Origin of the sequence: Dyadobacter arcticus (genome assembly GCF_011762185.1) — a bacterium.
Taxonomy (GTDB): domain Bacteria; phylum Bacteroidota; class Bacteroidia; order Cytophagales; family Spirosomataceae; genus Dyadobacter; species Dyadobacter arcticus.
The window spans coordinates 183,003-198,653 of the sequence record NZ_JAASQJ010000004.1 but is presented as its reverse complement, the minus strand read 5'-3'; the positions used below and the strand labels follow the sequence as shown (position 1 = coordinate 198,653).

At 43.6% G+C, this 15,651-nt stretch carries 17 protein-coding genes; 5 read left to right on the top strand and 12 right to left on the bottom strand.

The genetic code is table 11. The features are described 5' to 3' along the window. Position 1: 1 nt before the first annotated feature. From cmk to FHS68_RS19700, 4 genes are all read right to left on the bottom strand, one after another. Entirely contained in the window at positions 2–709 is a 708-nt protein-coding gene (gene cmk / locus FHS68_RS19715; protein ID WP_167273845.1) for a (d)CMP kinase, read from the bottom strand. Between the two features lie 94 nt (positions 710–803). Further along, positions 804–1,322: a GNAT family N-acetyltransferase gene (locus FHS68_RS19710; RefSeq protein ID WP_167273842.1), complete on the bottom strand. Its 519-nt coding sequence runs from the start codon at positions 1,320–1,322 to the stop codon at positions 804–806. A 6-nt stretch (positions 1,323–1,328) separates the two neighbouring features. Continuing rightward, on the bottom strand, positions 1,329–1,919 hold the full coding sequence (locus FHS68_RS19705; RefSeq protein WP_229211981.1) for a LutC/YkgG family protein: 591 nt from the start codon (positions 1,917–1,919) through the stop codon (positions 1,329–1,331). Beyond that, positions 1,916–3,292, bottom strand: a complete 1,377-nt coding sequence (locus FHS68_RS19700; protein ID WP_167273839.1) for a lactate utilization protein B — start codon at positions 3,290–3,292, stop codon at positions 1,916–1,918. The genes FHS68_RS19705 and FHS68_RS19700 overlap by 4 nt, the downstream gene beginning before the upstream one ends. 242 nt (positions 3,293–3,534) lie before the next feature. Between FHS68_RS19700 and FHS68_RS19695 the strand changes: the two genes are divergently transcribed. Beyond that, complete coding sequence (locus FHS68_RS19695; RefSeq protein ID WP_167273837.1) at positions 3,535–3,930, top strand: T9SS type A sorting domain-containing protein; 396 nt, start codon at positions 3,535–3,537, stop codon at positions 3,928–3,930. 56 nt (positions 3,931–3,986) lie between these two features. On the opposite strand, the gene FHS68_RS19690 is transcribed toward FHS68_RS19695, so the two are convergent. From FHS68_RS19690 to FHS68_RS19660, 7 genes are all read right to left on the bottom strand, one after another. Continuing rightward, positions 3,987–4,766, bottom strand: coding sequence for a (Fe-S)-binding protein (locus FHS68_RS19690; protein WP_167273835.1), 780 nt, complete (start codon positions 4,764–4,766; stop codon positions 3,987–3,989). A gap of 1 nt (position 4,767) precedes the next feature. Then, positions 4,768–5,460 carry an endonuclease/exonuclease/phosphatase family protein gene (locus tag FHS68_RS19685; RefSeq protein WP_167273832.1) on the bottom strand — a complete coding sequence of 231 codons (693 nt, stop codon included), beginning with the start codon at positions 5,458–5,460 and terminating at the stop codon, positions 4,768–4,770. A 122-nt stretch (positions 5,461–5,582) separates the two neighbouring features. After that, positions 5,583–5,918 (bottom strand): L-rhamnose mutarotase, encoded by a 336-nt coding sequence (locus FHS68_RS19680; protein WP_167273830.1) that lies wholly within the window; start codon positions 5,916–5,918, stop codon positions 5,583–5,585. Between the two features lie 9 nt (positions 5,919–5,927). Next, a complete protein-coding gene (locus tag FHS68_RS19675) occupies positions 5,928–6,758 on the bottom strand; it encodes an amidohydrolase family protein (protein ID WP_167273826.1) in 831 nt (276 codons plus the stop codon). Continuing rightward, positions 6,755–7,618, bottom strand: a complete 864-nt coding sequence (locus tag FHS68_RS19670) for a fumarylacetoacetate hydrolase family protein (RefSeq protein ID WP_167273823.1) — start codon at positions 7,616–7,618, stop codon at positions 6,755–6,757. The genes FHS68_RS19675 and FHS68_RS19670 overlap by 4 nt, the downstream gene beginning before the upstream one ends. 102 nt (positions 7,619–7,720) lie before the next feature. Beyond that, the gene (locus tag FHS68_RS19665; protein ID WP_167273821.1) at positions 7,721–8,494 is read right to left on the bottom strand and encodes an SDR family NAD(P)-dependent oxidoreductase; all 774 of its coding nucleotides are present in this window, start codon (positions 8,492–8,494) and stop codon (positions 7,721–7,723) included. Positions 8,495–8,574: 80 nt separating this feature from the next. Continuing rightward, on the bottom strand, positions 8,575–10,227 hold the full coding sequence (locus tag FHS68_RS19660; protein WP_167273818.1) for a UxaA family hydrolase: 1,653 nt from the start codon (positions 10,225–10,227) through the stop codon (positions 8,575–8,577). A gap of 159 nt (positions 10,228–10,386) precedes the next feature. Between FHS68_RS19660 and FHS68_RS19655 the strand changes: the two genes are divergently transcribed. The 4 genes from FHS68_RS19655 to FHS68_RS19640 all read left to right on the top strand — a co-directional run bounded on the left by FHS68_RS19655 (position 10,387) and on the right by FHS68_RS19640 (position 15,040). Beyond that, positions 10,387–11,295 carry an AraC family transcriptional regulator gene (locus tag FHS68_RS19655; RefSeq protein WP_167273816.1) on the top strand — a complete coding sequence of 303 codons (909 nt, stop codon included), beginning with the start codon at positions 10,387–10,389 and terminating at the stop codon, positions 11,293–11,295. Continuing rightward, a complete protein-coding gene (gene ade / locus FHS68_RS19650; RefSeq protein WP_167273813.1) occupies positions 11,292–12,920 on the top strand; it encodes an adenine deaminase in 1,629 nt (542 codons plus the stop codon). The genes FHS68_RS19655 and ade overlap by 4 nt, the downstream gene beginning before the upstream one ends. A 165-nt stretch (positions 12,921–13,085) precedes the next feature. Then, positions 13,086–13,667, top strand: coding sequence for an RNA polymerase sigma factor (locus FHS68_RS19645; protein WP_015815162.1), 582 nt, complete (start codon positions 13,086–13,088; stop codon positions 13,665–13,667). A gap of 101 nt (positions 13,668–13,768) precedes the next feature. Next, positions 13,769–15,040: a replication-associated recombination protein A gene (locus FHS68_RS19640; RefSeq protein WP_167273810.1), complete on the top strand. Its 1,272-nt coding sequence runs from the start codon at positions 13,769–13,771 to the stop codon at positions 15,038–15,040. Here FHS68_RS19640 and FHS68_RS19635 read toward each other — a convergent pair. Beyond that, on the bottom strand, positions 15,037–15,273 hold the full coding sequence (locus FHS68_RS19635; protein WP_167273808.1) for a hypothetical protein: 237 nt from the start codon (positions 15,271–15,273) through the stop codon (positions 15,037–15,039). The two genes, FHS68_RS19640 and FHS68_RS19635, sit on opposite strands and share 4 nt — an antisense overlap. Positions 15,274–15,651: the final 378 nt, after the last annotated feature.

Below are 15,651 nucleotides of genomic sequence, written 5' to 3'. Positions count from 1 at the left end.
ATTATGCTTTGCTTCGACGTTGGCGAAGCGATAATCCTATCTGTTCGTCAGCCATCCTTACCACCATTTCAACTTGTTCGTCCAATGTAAGTAAAGAGTTATCCAGATAGATTGCATCCGTTGCTTGCCTCAACGGACTTTCAGTACGATGGGTATCAATGTAGTCCCGCATTTTCAGGTTTTCTGAAATCTCTTCCAATCCTATCACTTCTCCTTTTTCCAGCAATTCAAGTTGCCTTCTCTGTGCCCGGATCAGCGGGTCAGCGTTCATGAAGATTTTCAGTTCCGCCTGTGGGAATACGACGGTTCCAATGTCACGCCCGTCCATGACAATACCTTTTGTTCTCCCCATTCTCTGCTGCTGCGCAACCAATGCGTGCCGCACCTCTGCCAGCGCACTTACGTCACTTACTTTTTCAGAAACGTACATTTTGCGTATCTCATCCTCCACATTGGTCCCATTCAGATAGGTATCATTGCGCCCGGCTTCACTTTGGCGACGGAAAGTAATGTGAATGTTATCTAAAGCGGTTTCTGTTTCCTTTGGATTGGTGAGACTGACGTGATTCTGGATAAAATACAGGGTGACAGCGCGGTACATTGCCCCGGTATCAATGTAGGGGTAGTTCAATTGCTTTGCAACCAGTTTCGCAGTTGTGCTTTTTCCACAGCTGGAATAGCCATCGATTGCAACAATTATTTTTGGCATATCGTGAGAACGTCATTGATAAGAAACTTTGCAAAAATAGAAGAATCAGCGTCCTTAACCCGATAACCGATTATTTTTAACACTAAAAAAACAGCTAGAAGGACGGCGCCAGCTTCACATACAAATACTCATCAAAAACCTCACCGTATTTTAGGATTGCTTTGCTGTGAATGGCTTCCAAATAATATCCGGCCTTTTCAAGCACTTTCATGGAAGCAGGATTGGTTTCAAAAATGCCTGCTGACAATCGGGTGATATCTGTATTATCAAAAGTCCATGCCGTCATTTGCTGAACAGCTTCGGTCATGATATTCAGGCCCCAATATGGCTCTCCAAGCCAATACCCTATTTCAGCATTGTTCCGATAAATGTCCTCGCCTCTCAAAACACCTATCCCGCCCACGAATTCATTATGATAAAGGATGGCCCGAAAAACATTTTGGTTATTCTTCTGATTGTTGCAGAAACTGATCCAGAAATAGGCGTCCGAAATCGAATAGGGATGCGGAAAATTATCCCGCATCTTAGCGACAATCTTCGGGTTATTCGCCAGCTCGGCAAGGCGCGTCGCCATTTCCTGTTCGAACGGTTGTAAGGTGACTAGCTGGCCCATTCTGAATTAAAATTCTTCCATCAAAAAAATCACCATGCTTCTGGCGCCATGAGCCCCAATTACCAATGATTGTTCGATATCGGCGGTTTTGGAAGGGCCGGAAATAAAGCATCCCCAGCCCGTCGTCTCTTTCAGCCGGTCATAAGCGTCATGCATATTATTGACAATCGCGTTTCTTGGGATAACAAATGCCAGGTTTTGGGTAATGAAGGGCAAAGCGCGATGCTGGAGATAATTATCCGAAATCCAGACAGCGCCGTTTTCAGCAACACCGAACTCCGCTTTAAGGATGGCCATTTCAATGGTTTCCAGTTCGTGAGGATCGGAAACGTTAAGACTGAAATCGGCCCAATTGGATAGTTCAGGGATCGTTGTCGCCTTGTTGACAACTTTGCCATAAAGCTCTTCGGCCTTTATCGCAAGTTCAGCCATGTTTTTTACAACAATTACCTCTGTGTAAATCGTCGTTAAAGTTTCGATAAACTTGCTTTCGGTGTTTTCAAAATGACTTTCAAAACGGATTGCTGACGGCATAGGTATTTCCGAAGGCTTATTTTCCCTGATCTTTTGCAGGATAATGTCTCGAGTGCTCATCATTCTTTTCGGTTACGGACATACCAATCCCTAAAACTTTCTTTTGGCGGCTCCGGCATATCCCGCTGTTTGTACCAGGGATTAAGGCTGTTGTTAACGACAAATGGAATCGTCCTCATCACAGACCTACCCAGCCTGCCCGACCATTGATAAAATCGCGGCTGCGACAAAACAATAGACATAGCTTTCACCCCTATTCCCTTGACCTGCGGCACGTACCCGGCTTTTACCAATACCTGCCTCCACTTATAAAGCTGTTCATGAATATCTATTTTGACAGGACAAACATTAGAGCAGCTTCCACATAATGTGCTTGCAAACGGCAAATCTGCATTCTTCGTCATATCCAGGTTCGGCGCCAAAATAGATCCGATCGGTCCCGCCACCGCATTATGATAACTATGCCCGCCGCTTCTGCGGTAAACCGGGCAAGTGTTCATGCACGCCCCGCATCGGATGCATTTAAGTGAATTCCTGAAATCGGGTCTGCCCAGTTGCGTCGTCCGGCCATTGTCTACAATGATAATGTGCATTTCCTGGCCCTCGCGAGCCTTTTTAAAATGGCTGCTGTAAGTTGTAATTGGCTGGCCGGTGGCGCTTCTGGCAAGTAGTCTCAGAAAAACAGCCAAATGCTCCTGTTTTGGGATGATTTTTTCAAAACCCATACTTGCAATATGGATATCGGCCAGGTGGGCTCCCATATCTGCGTTGCCTTCATTGGTCGCAACCACAAATCCGCCGGTTTCTGCAATTGCAAAATTGACACCTGTTAATGCGGCCCGTCTCGTCATGAATTTGTCCCGCAAATGTTGCCGGGCAGCTTCGGTCAGATATTGGGGATCCGTCGCGCCGGCCTCTGTTCCCAGAAATTCATGAAATAGATCACCAATATCTTTCTTCTTCAAATGTATGGCGGGAAGAACAATGTGGCTTGGCGGCTCATTTCTCAACTGCACAATCCTTTCTCCAAGATCGGTATCGATCACATCAATGCCATTGCGGATCAGGAATTCATTCATATGGCATTCCTCGGTTAGCATGGATTTGCTTTTCACCATCTTCCCGATCTGATGTTGCCGGAGCAAACCCAACACAATTTCGTTATGCTCCGCAGCGTCGGCTGCCCAATGGACATGCACGCCATTCTCTTTGGCTTTTTGCTCAAAACTGACTAGCAGTTCATCCATATGCGACAGGACATAATTTTTTATGCCCGATGCAGCCTCCCTCAATTGCTCCCATTCAGGTAGCTGTTTGGAAGATTTATCCCGTTTTTGACGCACAAACCATAGGGTTTCGTCGTGCCAGTTTACGTATGGCTCATCCTTATTAAAGACTTCCGAAGCGACTGCGTGCTCAATAATTGCCTTAGACATAGTTATGTTAACAATTTCTTAATAGTATTTTATAAAGAATAAGAATTGTACTTTTCACATTCATTGTACTATTCTAAGTTTACAAATTGTTTAATAAACAACCTTTTAAAATCGATAAAAAACCTATTTTTCTGTAAAACAATATGTTATACATTTGAATCACAAAGTTTTTCGATCGGTGTATCGGAGTCTGAAATAAGTTTTATTTAACTTTTTTTAGACAACATTAAAATCAAACTCCTATGAAAACCAAAAACACGCTTATTATCACTGCCTTAACTGGCTTGCTTCTATCAGGTTCTGCATTGAAATCCAATGCTCAGGACAACATCGCTACCGCAGAAAAAACCGAAACAGCTTCAACGAAGCTGAGCGTTCTGCAGGTTAAACCAATGCAATTCCGCGTTTCATATAATAATTCAATTTCCAATAATGTTGTAGTGCGTATTCTTGACACAGAAAGGAATGTCCTTTTTACAGAAAACAAACGCATTGAAGCAAACTATTTGAAATATTTTGATTTATCGACCCTTGCTGATGGTACTTATACCTTCGAAATCACGGACGGTAAAGAGAAAGCTTCACAATCGTTTGATATCTTGACTACAACCAGCCGCGTTGTTTCTTCAATCAACTAAACGACAGGCTCTTCTCAGATTCTGAAACCTCTGTAAACTTTGTAAAATGCCGGTGCTCATTCTATGGGTACCGGTATTTGTTTTTTCACGGCGCTGTTTAATATTTCCGCAATGTGCTTAACCTGCACTTTGGAATTGCCGCGTTTTAAAATCCCTTCTAAATGCATCAGGCAACTCACATCGGAACCGGTAATGTATTCTGCGTCATGACGGATATGGTCTGAAACTCTGTCTTTGCCCATTTTTACTGAAACCGCCTCTTCGCTCACACAAAAAGTCCCACCGAAACCACAGCATTCATCCGTCCGGTCCAGGTCGATCAACTGCAATCCTTTTACCTTCCTCAACAAAGTCAATGGTTTCGAAAACGGCTCCGCATTTAGCTCTGACATTTGGGAAAGATAAAGTCCACGCTGCCCGTGACATCCCTGATGGACGCCCACCCGATGAGGAAATTCAGCTTCAATCGAATCTATTTTTAGAACATCCGTAATAAATTCAACCAGCTCGTACACCTTTTTCCTGAGCACTTTGGATTCGTCGATTCTATTTTCCGCTTTTAAATGTTCCTTTATATGCAATACACAGCTTCCGGACGGCGATACCACATAATCACATTTTGCGAAAAGATCATAAAACAGGTTGTCGCAAGATGTAGTGAGATGTTCAAATCCCGAGTTTGCCATCGGCTGTCCACAGCAGGTCTGACTGATCGGAAATGTTACTGTACAGCCCAGTTTTTCAAGTAATTCGAGCGTCGCTATACCTACCTGCGGATAAAATTGGTCCACATAACAGGGAATAAACAAGCCTATTTTTAGATTGGAGTAATTCATTTTACCAAAATTCAATGGTGGCAAGGATGGGATAGTGGTCAGAAACCTGCGGATAATTTCTGATTACCTTATAGTTTTTGACACGCACTTTGTCGTTGAGTAAAGCAAAAATATAATCGAACCTGTCGCCTGGCAATCCTTCATTCCAAGTCTGTAACTGAGATCCCTGGGCCGCATCCTGCCAGTTTTTCCTGAAAGATATGTAAGGCTGTTCATTTGGTCGCGCACCCATATCCATTCCAATTAACACAGGCTGAATGCTATTGACAAGCATTTGATTAATGTACGCTGCTTGCAAAGCCCGATCCATGACGGATGCATATTCAAGCCGGGAATTACAAAACCTGAATGTTAAACCTCTTGTCACATTGATAAGGCCGCACAACAAAACTTTTGGATCTGCTCCCGCTGTTTTTGGGAGATCAATTAATTGTGTTTTTTCAAATGGCCATATTGAAAGGATACCAACACCCTGCGCTCCCTTGTCATACCGGTCGGCAACACCGTACAAGTAATACATTCCAGTCTGTGCTGCGATTTGCCGAAGCTGAAACTGCACCTTGCCGTTATCTGCCAGACTATCAACGGCTTGGAGCGCAATCAAATCTGGTTTGTTTTCACTGATGATCCTTAGTATATCCCTCAGATTAGGTTCGTCGGACAAGTTCAATCCATGACGAATATTGAAACTCATGATTTTGATTTCCACAGCCCGCCGCGGCTGCGATGCCATCAGAATGAAGGATATGCCTAAAATAAAAAGTATATAACCGGCTCTGACCAAACTGTTTGAATGCTAGTTCCTCTATCCTTCCGCTATTCTTTAAGGGCAAATATTTTATTCATTAAAACCCATTTTTCTCCTGGTTTCGCGGAAGGTAATGCCTTCTGGTATTTCCACATTAGTTCTTCCCATTCCTGAACTTTCGCATTGGAAGCATCCATTTGGGCCTTATTTTCAAAACTAAAATCCTCCTCAGTTTCCATGATCATAAAGAGACGTTCGCCGAGCCGGTAGATTTCCATTTGGGAAATACCTGCATCTTTAATGCTCTTTTCAATTTCTGGCCAGATCTGTTTGTGATATTCTTCATACTCCTCAATCATTTGGGGGTCATTGACAAGATCTACGGCAAGACAATACTTTTTCATAATCAAAAACTATAAGTCCAGATTGTAAAAGCTCGCTGCATTTTTGCCCATTACCTTCTGCATGTCCGAATCCGAAAACATGCTCAGATAATCTGTTAAAATACCTTTAACTCCTTCATATTGAGCAGCTACCAGACATGCCGGCCAGTCCGAGCCAAACATGAGGCGATCTGGTCCAAATACCTCGAAAACCACATCCAGGTAAGGCCTGAAATCTGATCTTTCCCAATCCTGCCAATCCGCCTCTGTTACCATTCCCGAAACCTTGCATTGTACATTGGGCAATTCGGCCAATAACCGCATATCATTGGTCCAGCTCACAATCTCACCCTTTTTAATCAGTGGCTTCGCAATATGGTCCAATACAAATTGAACATTAGGAAGCCTCACAGCGAAATTGAATGCCTCTTTTATTTGGTTAGGGTAAATCAGAATGTCATAGGTAAAGTTAAATGCGACCAGCTGACCGACACCTTTCATAAAATCCGGTTCTAATAAAAAACCCTCCGGCTGTCCCTGCGCTACGTGACGAAATCCTTTCAATTTTTCAAATTGGGAGTACTTTTCCAGTTTATCATATAAGTCTGGTGCACGCAAGTCCACCCAGCCTACCACTCCCTTAATAAAATCATTGGCTTCAGCCAATTGCAGCAGGAATTCGGTTTCCGAATCAGATTCCGCAGCCTGCACGGCAACACAACCGTCAATGCCATTGGCTTTTAAAATGGGCTTCAAGTCTTCAGGCAAAAAATTCTTCCTGATCGCGGCCATTTCGGGGGTTATCCACGAATCCCGCTCTTCATCAAATATCCAGAAATGTTGATGGCTATCTATCATCATAATGCTTTCCAGGCTACGGCTTCTTGTTTTTGTCCTCCCAATTTTTCAATCCCTAATTCAACCACGTCGCCTGGTTTCAGATAAACAGGTGGTTTCATACCCAACCCAACACCAGCAGGAGTCCCTGTTGTGATTACATCTCCGGGCAGTAAGGTCATGAACTGGCTCAGGTAACTTATCAAAAACGGCACATGAAAAATCATATCCGATGTGCTGCTGTCCTGTATTTTTTTGCCGTTCAGAATAAGCCACAGACTCAGATCATTTGCATTCCCCGCTTCATCAGGCGTGACCAGATACGGGCCCAATGGCGCAAAAGTGTCATTGCTTTTACCCTTTACCCATTGTCCGCCCCGTTCCATTTGAAAGGCACGCTCGGAATAATCGTTGTGAACGGCATACCCTGCAACATAATCCAATGCATCCGCCTCTTCCACATAACTGACCTTTTTCCCAATAATAACCGCCAGTTCCACCTCCCAATCCGTTTTTTCCGATCCTCTCGGAATAATTACCTGATCATAAGGGCCACACAATGCAGAAGTGGATTTGAAGAAAATAATAGGTTCTTTCGGGAGCTCAGTTGCACCCGATTCATACGCATGTTTGGCATAATTCATGCCAATGCATACAATCTTGGACGGACGTGCAATGCAGGATCCATATCGAAATCCAGCTTCAACCTTCGGACAAGAAGCCTGGTTAGTTTCTAACCATTCACTCAGCCGGACTATCCCATCGGTAGCAAAAAATTTTTCATTAAAATCTTCACCAAAAGCGGACACATCCAGCTTTGTACCATCAGGAAGTTCTACACCAGGTTTTTCCTGTTCAAATGCACCAAATCGAAAGAGTTTCATAGAGCTTTTAGCGGTTAGCTTTTAGCTTTTTTGTTTATTAAGATAATTGTTTCAATACAGCAAAGAAGTGGCTAACAGCTAAAAGCTAATAGCCAAAGGCCCCTAGTTATTCAACTTCTCAAACCCGCCATCAATCAGATAATCGCAGCCTGTGATGAAGCTTGCTTCGTCGGAACAGAGGTACAATGCCAATGCACCGATTTCTTCCGGCTTTGCCATTCGGCCGATTGGCTGGGTTTTGGAAAGTTTTTCGAACATTTCTTCTTCCCTGCCCGGATATGTTTTTGCAATGAAACCATCCACAAAAGGCGTATGTACCCGGGCAGGGGAAATGCTGTTGCAGCGGATTCCGTCGCTCAGATAGTCTCTTGCAACCGATAATGTCATGGAATACACTGCTCCTTTGGTCGCTGAATAAGCGAAACGTTCGGGTATTCCTACCGTTGCGGCAATGGAAGCCATGTTTAAAATTACTCCACCCCCATTTGTTTTTAAATGCGGAATCGTTGCCATCAGGCAGTTATAGACCCCTTTAACATTAACATTCACAACCCTGTCGAAGTCAATTTCGGCGGTAGTATCCGCCTTACCAATGTGGGCTACACCCGCATTGTTGACCAGGATATGGATTGGATGTGAATCTGCGATTGAATTGACCACATTCACTACATCTGCTTGCTTAGAAATATCCAGCACATGCGCTTTGGCCTGCCCGCCTTCTGCTAAAATATCGTTTACAACCTGATTGGTGAGATCGATATTCACTTCAAGAATATGAACATAGGCGCCTTGCTTTGCAAAAGTTTTGGAAATCGCCAAACCAATGCCGCTTGCGCCCCCAGTTACCAATGCTGTTTTACCACTTAAATCAAACATTATAAGAAAAAGCTTTTTGTGATCAGTTGGCTGAAGCCAGCTGCAATGGATTCAGGCCTAAAGGCCTGTTTCATGCCTAATTATAACGAAACTCCTCTCTTCCAGGGGATAAAATCATCCTGACCTAATTGCTGCGCTTTGGTCAGCTCGCCGCTTGCCACTTTGATTACATATTCAAGCAATGCTTCGGCATTTTGTTCAATGCTTTGCGTTCCATCAACAACCGGGCCACAATCAAAATCGATGACGTCCGGCATTCTGTTGGCCAATGTTGTGTTGGTTGCCACTTTGGCAACCGGGCAGATTGGGTTTCCGGTTGGCGTTCCTAGTCCTGTTGTGAAAAGGATAATATTGGCTCCCGCGGCCGTTTGTCCGGTTGTAGCTTCTACATCGTTGCCCGGAGTACAAACCAATTGCAAACCTGAATCGGTAGCCCTTTCTGTATAGTTCAAAACGTCGGAGATGTATGCATTACCACCCTTTTTGGCTGCGCCAGCGGATTTAATTGCATCTGTGATCAGCCCATCTTTAATATTTCCAGGGGAGGGGTTAAATGCAAAAGACGACCCAACTGCTTCCGCTTTTCCTGCGTAATCACGCATCAATTTTTCGAATTTCGCAGCTTTTTCTTCGGTTACACATCGGTTAAGCAACTCCTGCTCAACACCATTCAGCTCCGGAAATTCAGCGAGTAATGTCTGCCCACCTAAACCTACAACCAGATCCGACAAGTGTCCCAGAACCGGATTTGCCGAAATTCCGGAGAAACCATCTGAGCCACCGCATTTCAAACCCACCGAAAGTTTTGACAACGGGGCATCCGATCTTTCAAATTGATTGATCTTCGTCAGCCCCATGAATGTTTCCTTGATAGCACCTGACATTAATGAGTACTCCGTCCCTTTTTGATGTTCAAATGCGAAGAATGGCTTGTTAAAGTGTGGATCACGCTTTTTAATTTCATCCTCCAATGTTTTTAGCTCTGAATTTTGGCATCCCAAGCTCAACACTGTCAGTCCGGCTACATTTGGGTGAACGGCGTAAGCCGCAAATAGCGCGCACAATGTATTGGCGTCACTTCTGGTCCCTCCGCAGCCTCCTTCATGTGTCAAAAACTTGACACCATCCACATTAACAAAGGGGCGCGTAGGCTTTTTGGCTTCAATTGGAGCGCCGGTGAACGGTTCAAGGCTTTTGATCCTGCGCATATCACCAGCCTGGTATAAATGCAAAAATTCTTTTACCTGCTCCCGGTACATATCAGTCTGCGCATAACCCAATTCCCGCTCGAAGGCGTCCTTCATGATCAAGACATTCCGGTTTTCACAAAAGACCAGTGGCAATACCAGCCAGTAATTATAAGTACCTACCCTGCCATCTTCCCTTTTATATCCCTTAAATGTTCTGTTCTGCCATTTTGAAACATCCGGCTGAACGTAGGAATAGGGCTGACGATTAGCAGTGCTGTATTCATGCGCATCATGTTTCAGGTTGAATGTCGTAATGGGCTCTCCTTTTCTGATCGGTTGGGTTGCTCGCCCTACCAAAACACCATACATAATGATGGCCCCGCCTGTTTCAATATCTTCGGTGACAAACTTGTGTTTGGCTGAAACGCCATATTGCAAGCCATAATGCGCCCCCTCCCAGGACACATCTGAGCCTGCCGAAATATCTCGTAAAGCAACGATTACATTATCAGAAGGGTGAATTTTCAAAAGCTGTGAAGCCATATCTTAGCAAAAATTAATACAGAATGGTCGTGGCAGGTGCATTTGTAACTTATTAACAAAACAACATAAATATTTCAATACCCAAAATCATTATGGTGGCAAATATTTCAACTATATTGGCAAATATTACCGAATATCACTTCAAAAGTGTAATTATTTGTGAAACCTCAGTTGCTAAAAGTCCACACTGGATTACGGAAATCATTCAGTGTGAGGCAGGATGTAGTCCTTTATTTTTACAATCAATGGCATTATCATCCTGAGTTAGAGCTAATACACATAGAGCAAGGCTCGGGAACACAGTTTGTCGGGGACAATATTCAGAATTTCCAAAGCGGTGATCTTCTTTTGATTGGCCCTAATCTGCCCCATTATTGGCGCTGCGATGAAAAATACTTCCATCGCGAGAGCAAACTTTACGCCCAGGCAACCGTCGTCCATTTCTCGGAAGATGTTCTTGGAAAACCCTTCCTAACCCTTCCGGAAAACAAAGCGATCGACGAACTTCTTTTAAAAGCCAGATTGGGAATGAAAATATCCGGAAAAGGAACAGAAAATGTCAAGGCACTTTTAAAAGGATTGTTGAACCAAACTACGGGCAACCCAATCATTTCTCTATTGCAGATATTGGAGGCGCTGGCGCACTGCCCAGAAATAAAGTTGCTTTCCGATACGCCCTATCAGCACGAATTTGATGCATTCGACACGGACAGGCTTAACCACATTTACCAGTATTCGGTCAGTAATTTTCAAAAGAAAATTTCCATTGAAGAGATTTCCGAGGTTGCAAACATCAGCCCGCATTCGTTTTGCAGGTATTTCAAGAGCCGCAGCCGGAAAACTTATTCCCAGTTCCTGCTCGAACTCCGCATTGGCCATGCTTGTAAGTTGCTCTCGGAAAGTCACTTACCTGTCGCGCAGGTCTGCTACGACAGCGGCTTCAACAATTTCGCCAATTTTAATAAGTACTTCAAAATACATACCGGGAAAAGCCCTTTAATTTATCAGAAGGAATTTCGTAAAATCGCTATTTCCAACCATTTGCCAAATCTCCAAGCCGCCTTATGAGAGTCAACATCGTTGATATTATAAATAAAAACATTCAGGAAGGAATCCTTCGCATTGACCAAAAAGTGATCCGGCAGATTGAGTACCTGGCACCCGAAAATCCAACTCTCCCTTATATTCTCCCCGGCTTCGTCGACGCGCATGTACACATTGAAAGTTCAATGCTCACGCCGTCCCAGTTTGCGCGGCTTGCAGTTGTTCATGGAACCGTTGCTACGGTTTCCGACCCGCATGAAATTGCCAATGTACTCGGCGTGGATGGTGTGAAGTACATGATTGAGGACGGCAGACGTGTTCCCTTTAAATTTTGTTTCGGTGCCCCTTCCTGTGTACCTGCTACTATTTTCGAGACGGCCGGAGCCGTCATTGATCCTGAACTGGTTGGTCGGTTACTGGCGATGGATGAAATTGGTTATTTGGCGGAAGTAATGAATTTTCCTGGCGTTCTTCATCACGACCCTGATATGATGGCGAAAATTGATTGGGCTAAGTATCATAATAAGGTGATCGACGGCCATGCACCTGGTCTGCGGGGAGATGCAGCCGAAAAATATGCAGGATTAGGCATCAGCACTGACCATGAATGCTTTACTTATGAGGAAGCAAAAGAGAAAATCGGATATGGCGTTAAAATCCTGATCAGGGAAGGCAGCGCGGCAAGGAATTTTGACGCTCTAATCCCTCTTATTTCCGAATTTCCTGACAAAATCATGTTTTGTTCAGACGATAAACATCCGGACAGCCTCGTCGAAGGCCACATTAATTTGTTGGTAAAGCGTGCGTTATCGCTTGGCTATAACATTTGGGATGTTCTATTAGCAGCCTGCATAAATCCGGTCATTCATTATCGGTTACCAGTAGGCTTGCTTCGCGTGAATGATCCGGCAGATTATATTCTCGTGGATAACCTCACGGATTTCAATATTTTGGAAACATGGCTCAATGGCGAATTGGTTGCGGAAAATGGGATAACCAAACTTCCCGATTTACGCAGCGGGCATCCAAATAAATTTAGCTGCACTGCAAAAATTGCCTCTGACTTCAATTATCCTACTAAAAAACCTTCTTCCGAAGTAAGGGTAATAGAGGCTTTGGAAGGTCAGCTTATCACAAATGAATTGATTTTAGAGGCAAAACGGACCGGTCAGTCCCTGGTTTCCGATACCGAGCGCGATGTGCTCAAATTGATTGTGCTTAATCGTTACGAAAATGCAAAACCAGCCATCGCCTTTATCCGAAACTTCGGTCTAAAACACGGGGCAATCGCTTCATCCGTTGCGCATGATTCACACAACATTATATGTGTGGGCTGTGACGACGAAAGTATTGCATTAGCGGTGAACCTTATTATTGAAGAAAAGGGTGGAATATCGGCGGTTGGTGAATCTGAAGAGCATTTGCTCCCTTTGCCAATAGCTGGGTTGATGTCTGATCTGGACGGATATCAGGTTGCAGCAACATATACAGGCATGGATAGCTTTGCCAAGACGCGGCTGGGATCCTCTTTAAAGTCGCCATTTATGACACTTTCATTTATGGCCTTGTTAGTGATACCGTCATTAAAACTGAGTGATAAAGGCCTTTTTAATGGCGAAAAATTTGAATTTGTACCATCCAGTATTTAATTAGTTACATAATTTCCCGAATAGCATCATTAATCTTTGATATGTAAGTTTCTGGTGAAAATATTTTTTTAATATGTTTTTTTATAAATATATTTACAAGTGTAATAATGACCCTTATTGCAGCAGTATCAAATTCCTAACCCCAATCAAAATCCTGTACAAACAATGGCTCACCTACGCTACAAGCAAGAAGAAGAACTCTGTTTTTGGGATCAGTTCAGAAAAGGCGATGAAAATGCTTATGCATGCCTGTACCGCTCTTACGTTCACATTCTTTATCAGTATTGTTCGCAGTTTACGATCGACAAGCCCCTGATTAAAGATTGCATCCATGACTTATTTGTGGAACTCTGGAGAAACCGAATGACGCTGGGTGACACCACTTCCGTTCGGTTTTATCTTATGGCGTCAATTAAAAGGAAGTTGGTACGCCACCTGAATGCACAACAGAAGCATACCAGCAATGAAGATATCCCTGTTGAATACTGGCATATCAACACCCCTTCCCATGAAAACCATCTGATCTCAGAAGAAGAATTTGAGTCAACCAATCAACATTTGAATGTAGCGATCAACGGACTTCCCCGTCGCCAGCGTGAAGCAATTTTCTTGAAGTTTTATATGAACCTAAACAACCACGAGATTGCCGACCTGATGAAAATTAACATTCAATCGGTTTATAACCTTGTCTTTGGCGCATTGGGAAATCTGAAAAAGCAAATGACCCTGGACAGGCTGACTTTCTGACATCCGGTCTGGTTTAAAATACGAATCAAAGCGTGGCGAACTATGCCACGCTTTTTTTGTGTTAAAAAAGAACTGATCATTAACAAACGAGAATACGCTGAATGACATTGATAACAACGCCCCTTGCCGAACGTCTGCGCCCGAAAACGCTGGACGATTTTGTCGGGCAGGAAAAACTCCTGGGTCCAAAGGGGCCTCTGCGCAGGGCCATCCTGCAAAATACCGTCCCATCCATGATTTTCTGGGGACCTCCCGGCGTAGGGAAAACGACCCTTGCTTTGCTCATTGCAGAAACGACTAAACGGCAATTTTACAATTTAAGCGCAATTAGTTCAGGGGTTAAGGATTTGCGGGAAGTGTTGGCGCGGCCTTCCGGGCTTTTTCCAGCTATCCTATTTATTGATGAAATTCATCGTTACAATAAAAGTCAGCAAGATTCACTTCTAGGCGCCGTCGAAAAAGGGCAGGTAACATTAATTGGGGCTACTACCGAAAATCCGTCATTTGAAGTCAATTCCGCGCTTTTGTCGCGATGCCAGGTATATATTCTGGAAGCCTTTGGAGAACAAGAACTCAAAGATCTCATCTCACGGGCTTTGACAAAAGATCAGTGGCTCAAAGAAAAAAGCATAAAAATCAGTTCTTATGATGCGATTATGCGTCTTTCTGGAGGTGACGGGCGAAAGCTGTTGAATCTGTTGGAATTAGCGGTTCTTGGAAAAGGTGAGGCAAAAAAAATAGACATTACGGATGAATGGGTCACCGAGGTAGCGCAACAAAACATTGCCCGGTATGATAAGTCAGGCGAGCAACATTATGACATTATATCCGCCTTCATCAAATCCTTGCGCGGAAGCGACCCGAATGCTGCGGTGTATTGGATGGCAAGGATGATCGTTGCTGGCGAAGATCCTGCGTTTATAGCCCGGCGTATGTTAATCATGGCCTCGGAGGATATTGGTAATGCCAATCCCACTGCCATGATCATGGCCAATGCGTGCATGCAGGCAGTAAACGTGATCGGCTACCCGGAATGTCGCATTATACTCTCGCAGGTGGCTATTTACTTGGCTACTTCCCCAAAAAGTAATGCGAGTTACATGACAATCAGCAATGCGATGGAAGCAGCAAAAAATACGTCGCACCTCCCTGTGCCGCTACATTTAAGGAATGCTCCTACCAAATTGATGAAACAGATTGGCTATGGTAAAGATTACAAATATTCGCATGACTTTGAAGGTAATTTCGCCAGACAAAATTTCTTGCCGGACGAGCTTCAAGGCACAAAATTTTTTGAGCCAGGGTTGAATGCCAGGGAGGAGGAGTTGCGGAAAAAGCTACAAAATTGGTGGGGGGACTGGTATGAGTACTAGGGTTTGCCTTTCTTCAATTTTTCTTGAAACTTAGAAAATGAGAGATCTGGTTTTTTCGCTGACTTCACTTTTTTATTCCATTCGGTAGAGAGCTTCTCAGCCAATTCCTGCAATTTCTCATCAGTCTCATTCTCTCTTAGAATATCGGAAAAGAGGTTTTCTGGTTCGGTGGATTTGCTATCTGAAATAGATTTTTTTTGCCCTTCTGCATTTGATGCGGCTGACTTACCCATGATGTAAGTTTTAAAAAGTATAAAGAAAAATTGAGTCTGATATCTGTACAAAGATGCATCCAATAGATTAAATTATTCGGATGATCCCCGAAAGCATTTCTCTATTGGAGAGAAGGAGTATGATGTTATTGAAAAACAGTACACATCGGATGACATGAAAAATTTCGTAAATGCAGTGCTTGCCGTACGAACCGCTGAGGCATAGGAAATGCTTAACTTATTGGATTACAAGAGTAATAAAAATTATTATTTCTTGCGATTGAGCAATTATACGTGAAGAAATTGTTAAATTTGTGTTTGGAAACCGAGCTAGGTTTTCAATAACGTTGAGTAAAATCGAACATCCCGGTTGCATTGCATCAGGGATGTTTTTTTATG

Bases quoted from the DNA above. Each gene is read 5' to 3' on its own strand.
- FHS68_RS19670 (WP_167273823.1), bottom strand. From the start codon at position 7,618: ATGAAACTCTTTCGATTTGGTGCATTTGAACAGGAAAAACCTGGTGTA.
- FHS68_RS19695 (WP_167273837.1), top strand. From the start codon at position 3,535: ATGAAAACCAAAAACACGCTTATTATCACTGCCTTAACTGGCTTGCTT.
- FHS68_RS19700 (WP_167273839.1), bottom strand. From the start codon at position 3,292: ATGTCTAAGGCAATTATTGAGCACGCAGTCGCTTCGGAAGTCTTTAAT.
- cmk (WP_167273845.1), bottom strand. From the start codon at position 709: ATGCCAAAAATAATTGTTGCAATCGATGGCTATTCCAGCTGTGGAAAA.
- FHS68_RS19645 (WP_015815162.1), top strand. From the start codon at position 13,086: ATGGCTCACCTACGCTACAAGCAAGAAGAAGAACTCTGTTTTTGGGAT.
- ade (WP_167273813.1), top strand. From the start codon at position 11,292: ATGAGAGTCAACATCGTTGATATTATAAATAAAAACATTCAGGAAGGA.
- FHS68_RS19680 (WP_167273830.1), bottom strand. From the start codon at position 5,918: ATGAAAAAGTATTGTCTTGCCGTAGATCTTGTCAATGACCCCCAAATG.
- FHS68_RS19685 (WP_167273832.1), bottom strand. From the start codon at position 5,460: ATGAGTTTCAATATTCGTCATGGATTGAACTTGTCCGACGAACCTAAT.
- FHS68_RS19635 (WP_167273808.1), bottom strand. From the start codon at position 15,273: ATGGGTAAGTCAGCCGCATCAAATGCAGAAGGGCAAAAAAAATCTATT.
- FHS68_RS19710 (WP_167273842.1), bottom strand. From the start codon at position 1,322: ATGGGCCAGCTAGTCACCTTACAACCGTTCGAACAGGAAATGGCGACG.
- FHS68_RS19690 (WP_167273835.1), bottom strand. From the start codon at position 4,766: ATGAATTACTCCAATCTAAAAATAGGCTTGTTTATTCCCTGTTATGTG.
- FHS68_RS19705 (WP_229211981.1), bottom strand. From the start codon at position 1,919: ATGATGAGCACTCGAGACATTATCCTGCAAAAGATCAGGGAAAATAAG.
- FHS68_RS19675 (WP_167273826.1), bottom strand. From the start codon at position 6,758: ATGATGATAGATAGCCATCAACATTTCTGGATATTTGATGAAGAGCGG.
- FHS68_RS19640 (WP_167273810.1), top strand. From the start codon at position 13,769: ATGACATTGATAACAACGCCCCTTGCCGAACGTCTGCGCCCGAAAACG.
- FHS68_RS19660 (WP_167273818.1), bottom strand. From the start codon at position 10,227: ATGGCTTCACAGCTTTTGAAAATTCACCCTTCTGATAATGTAATCGTT.
- FHS68_RS19665 (WP_167273821.1), bottom strand. From the start codon at position 8,494: ATGTTTGATTTAAGTGGTAAAACAGCATTGGTAACTGGGGGCGCAAGC.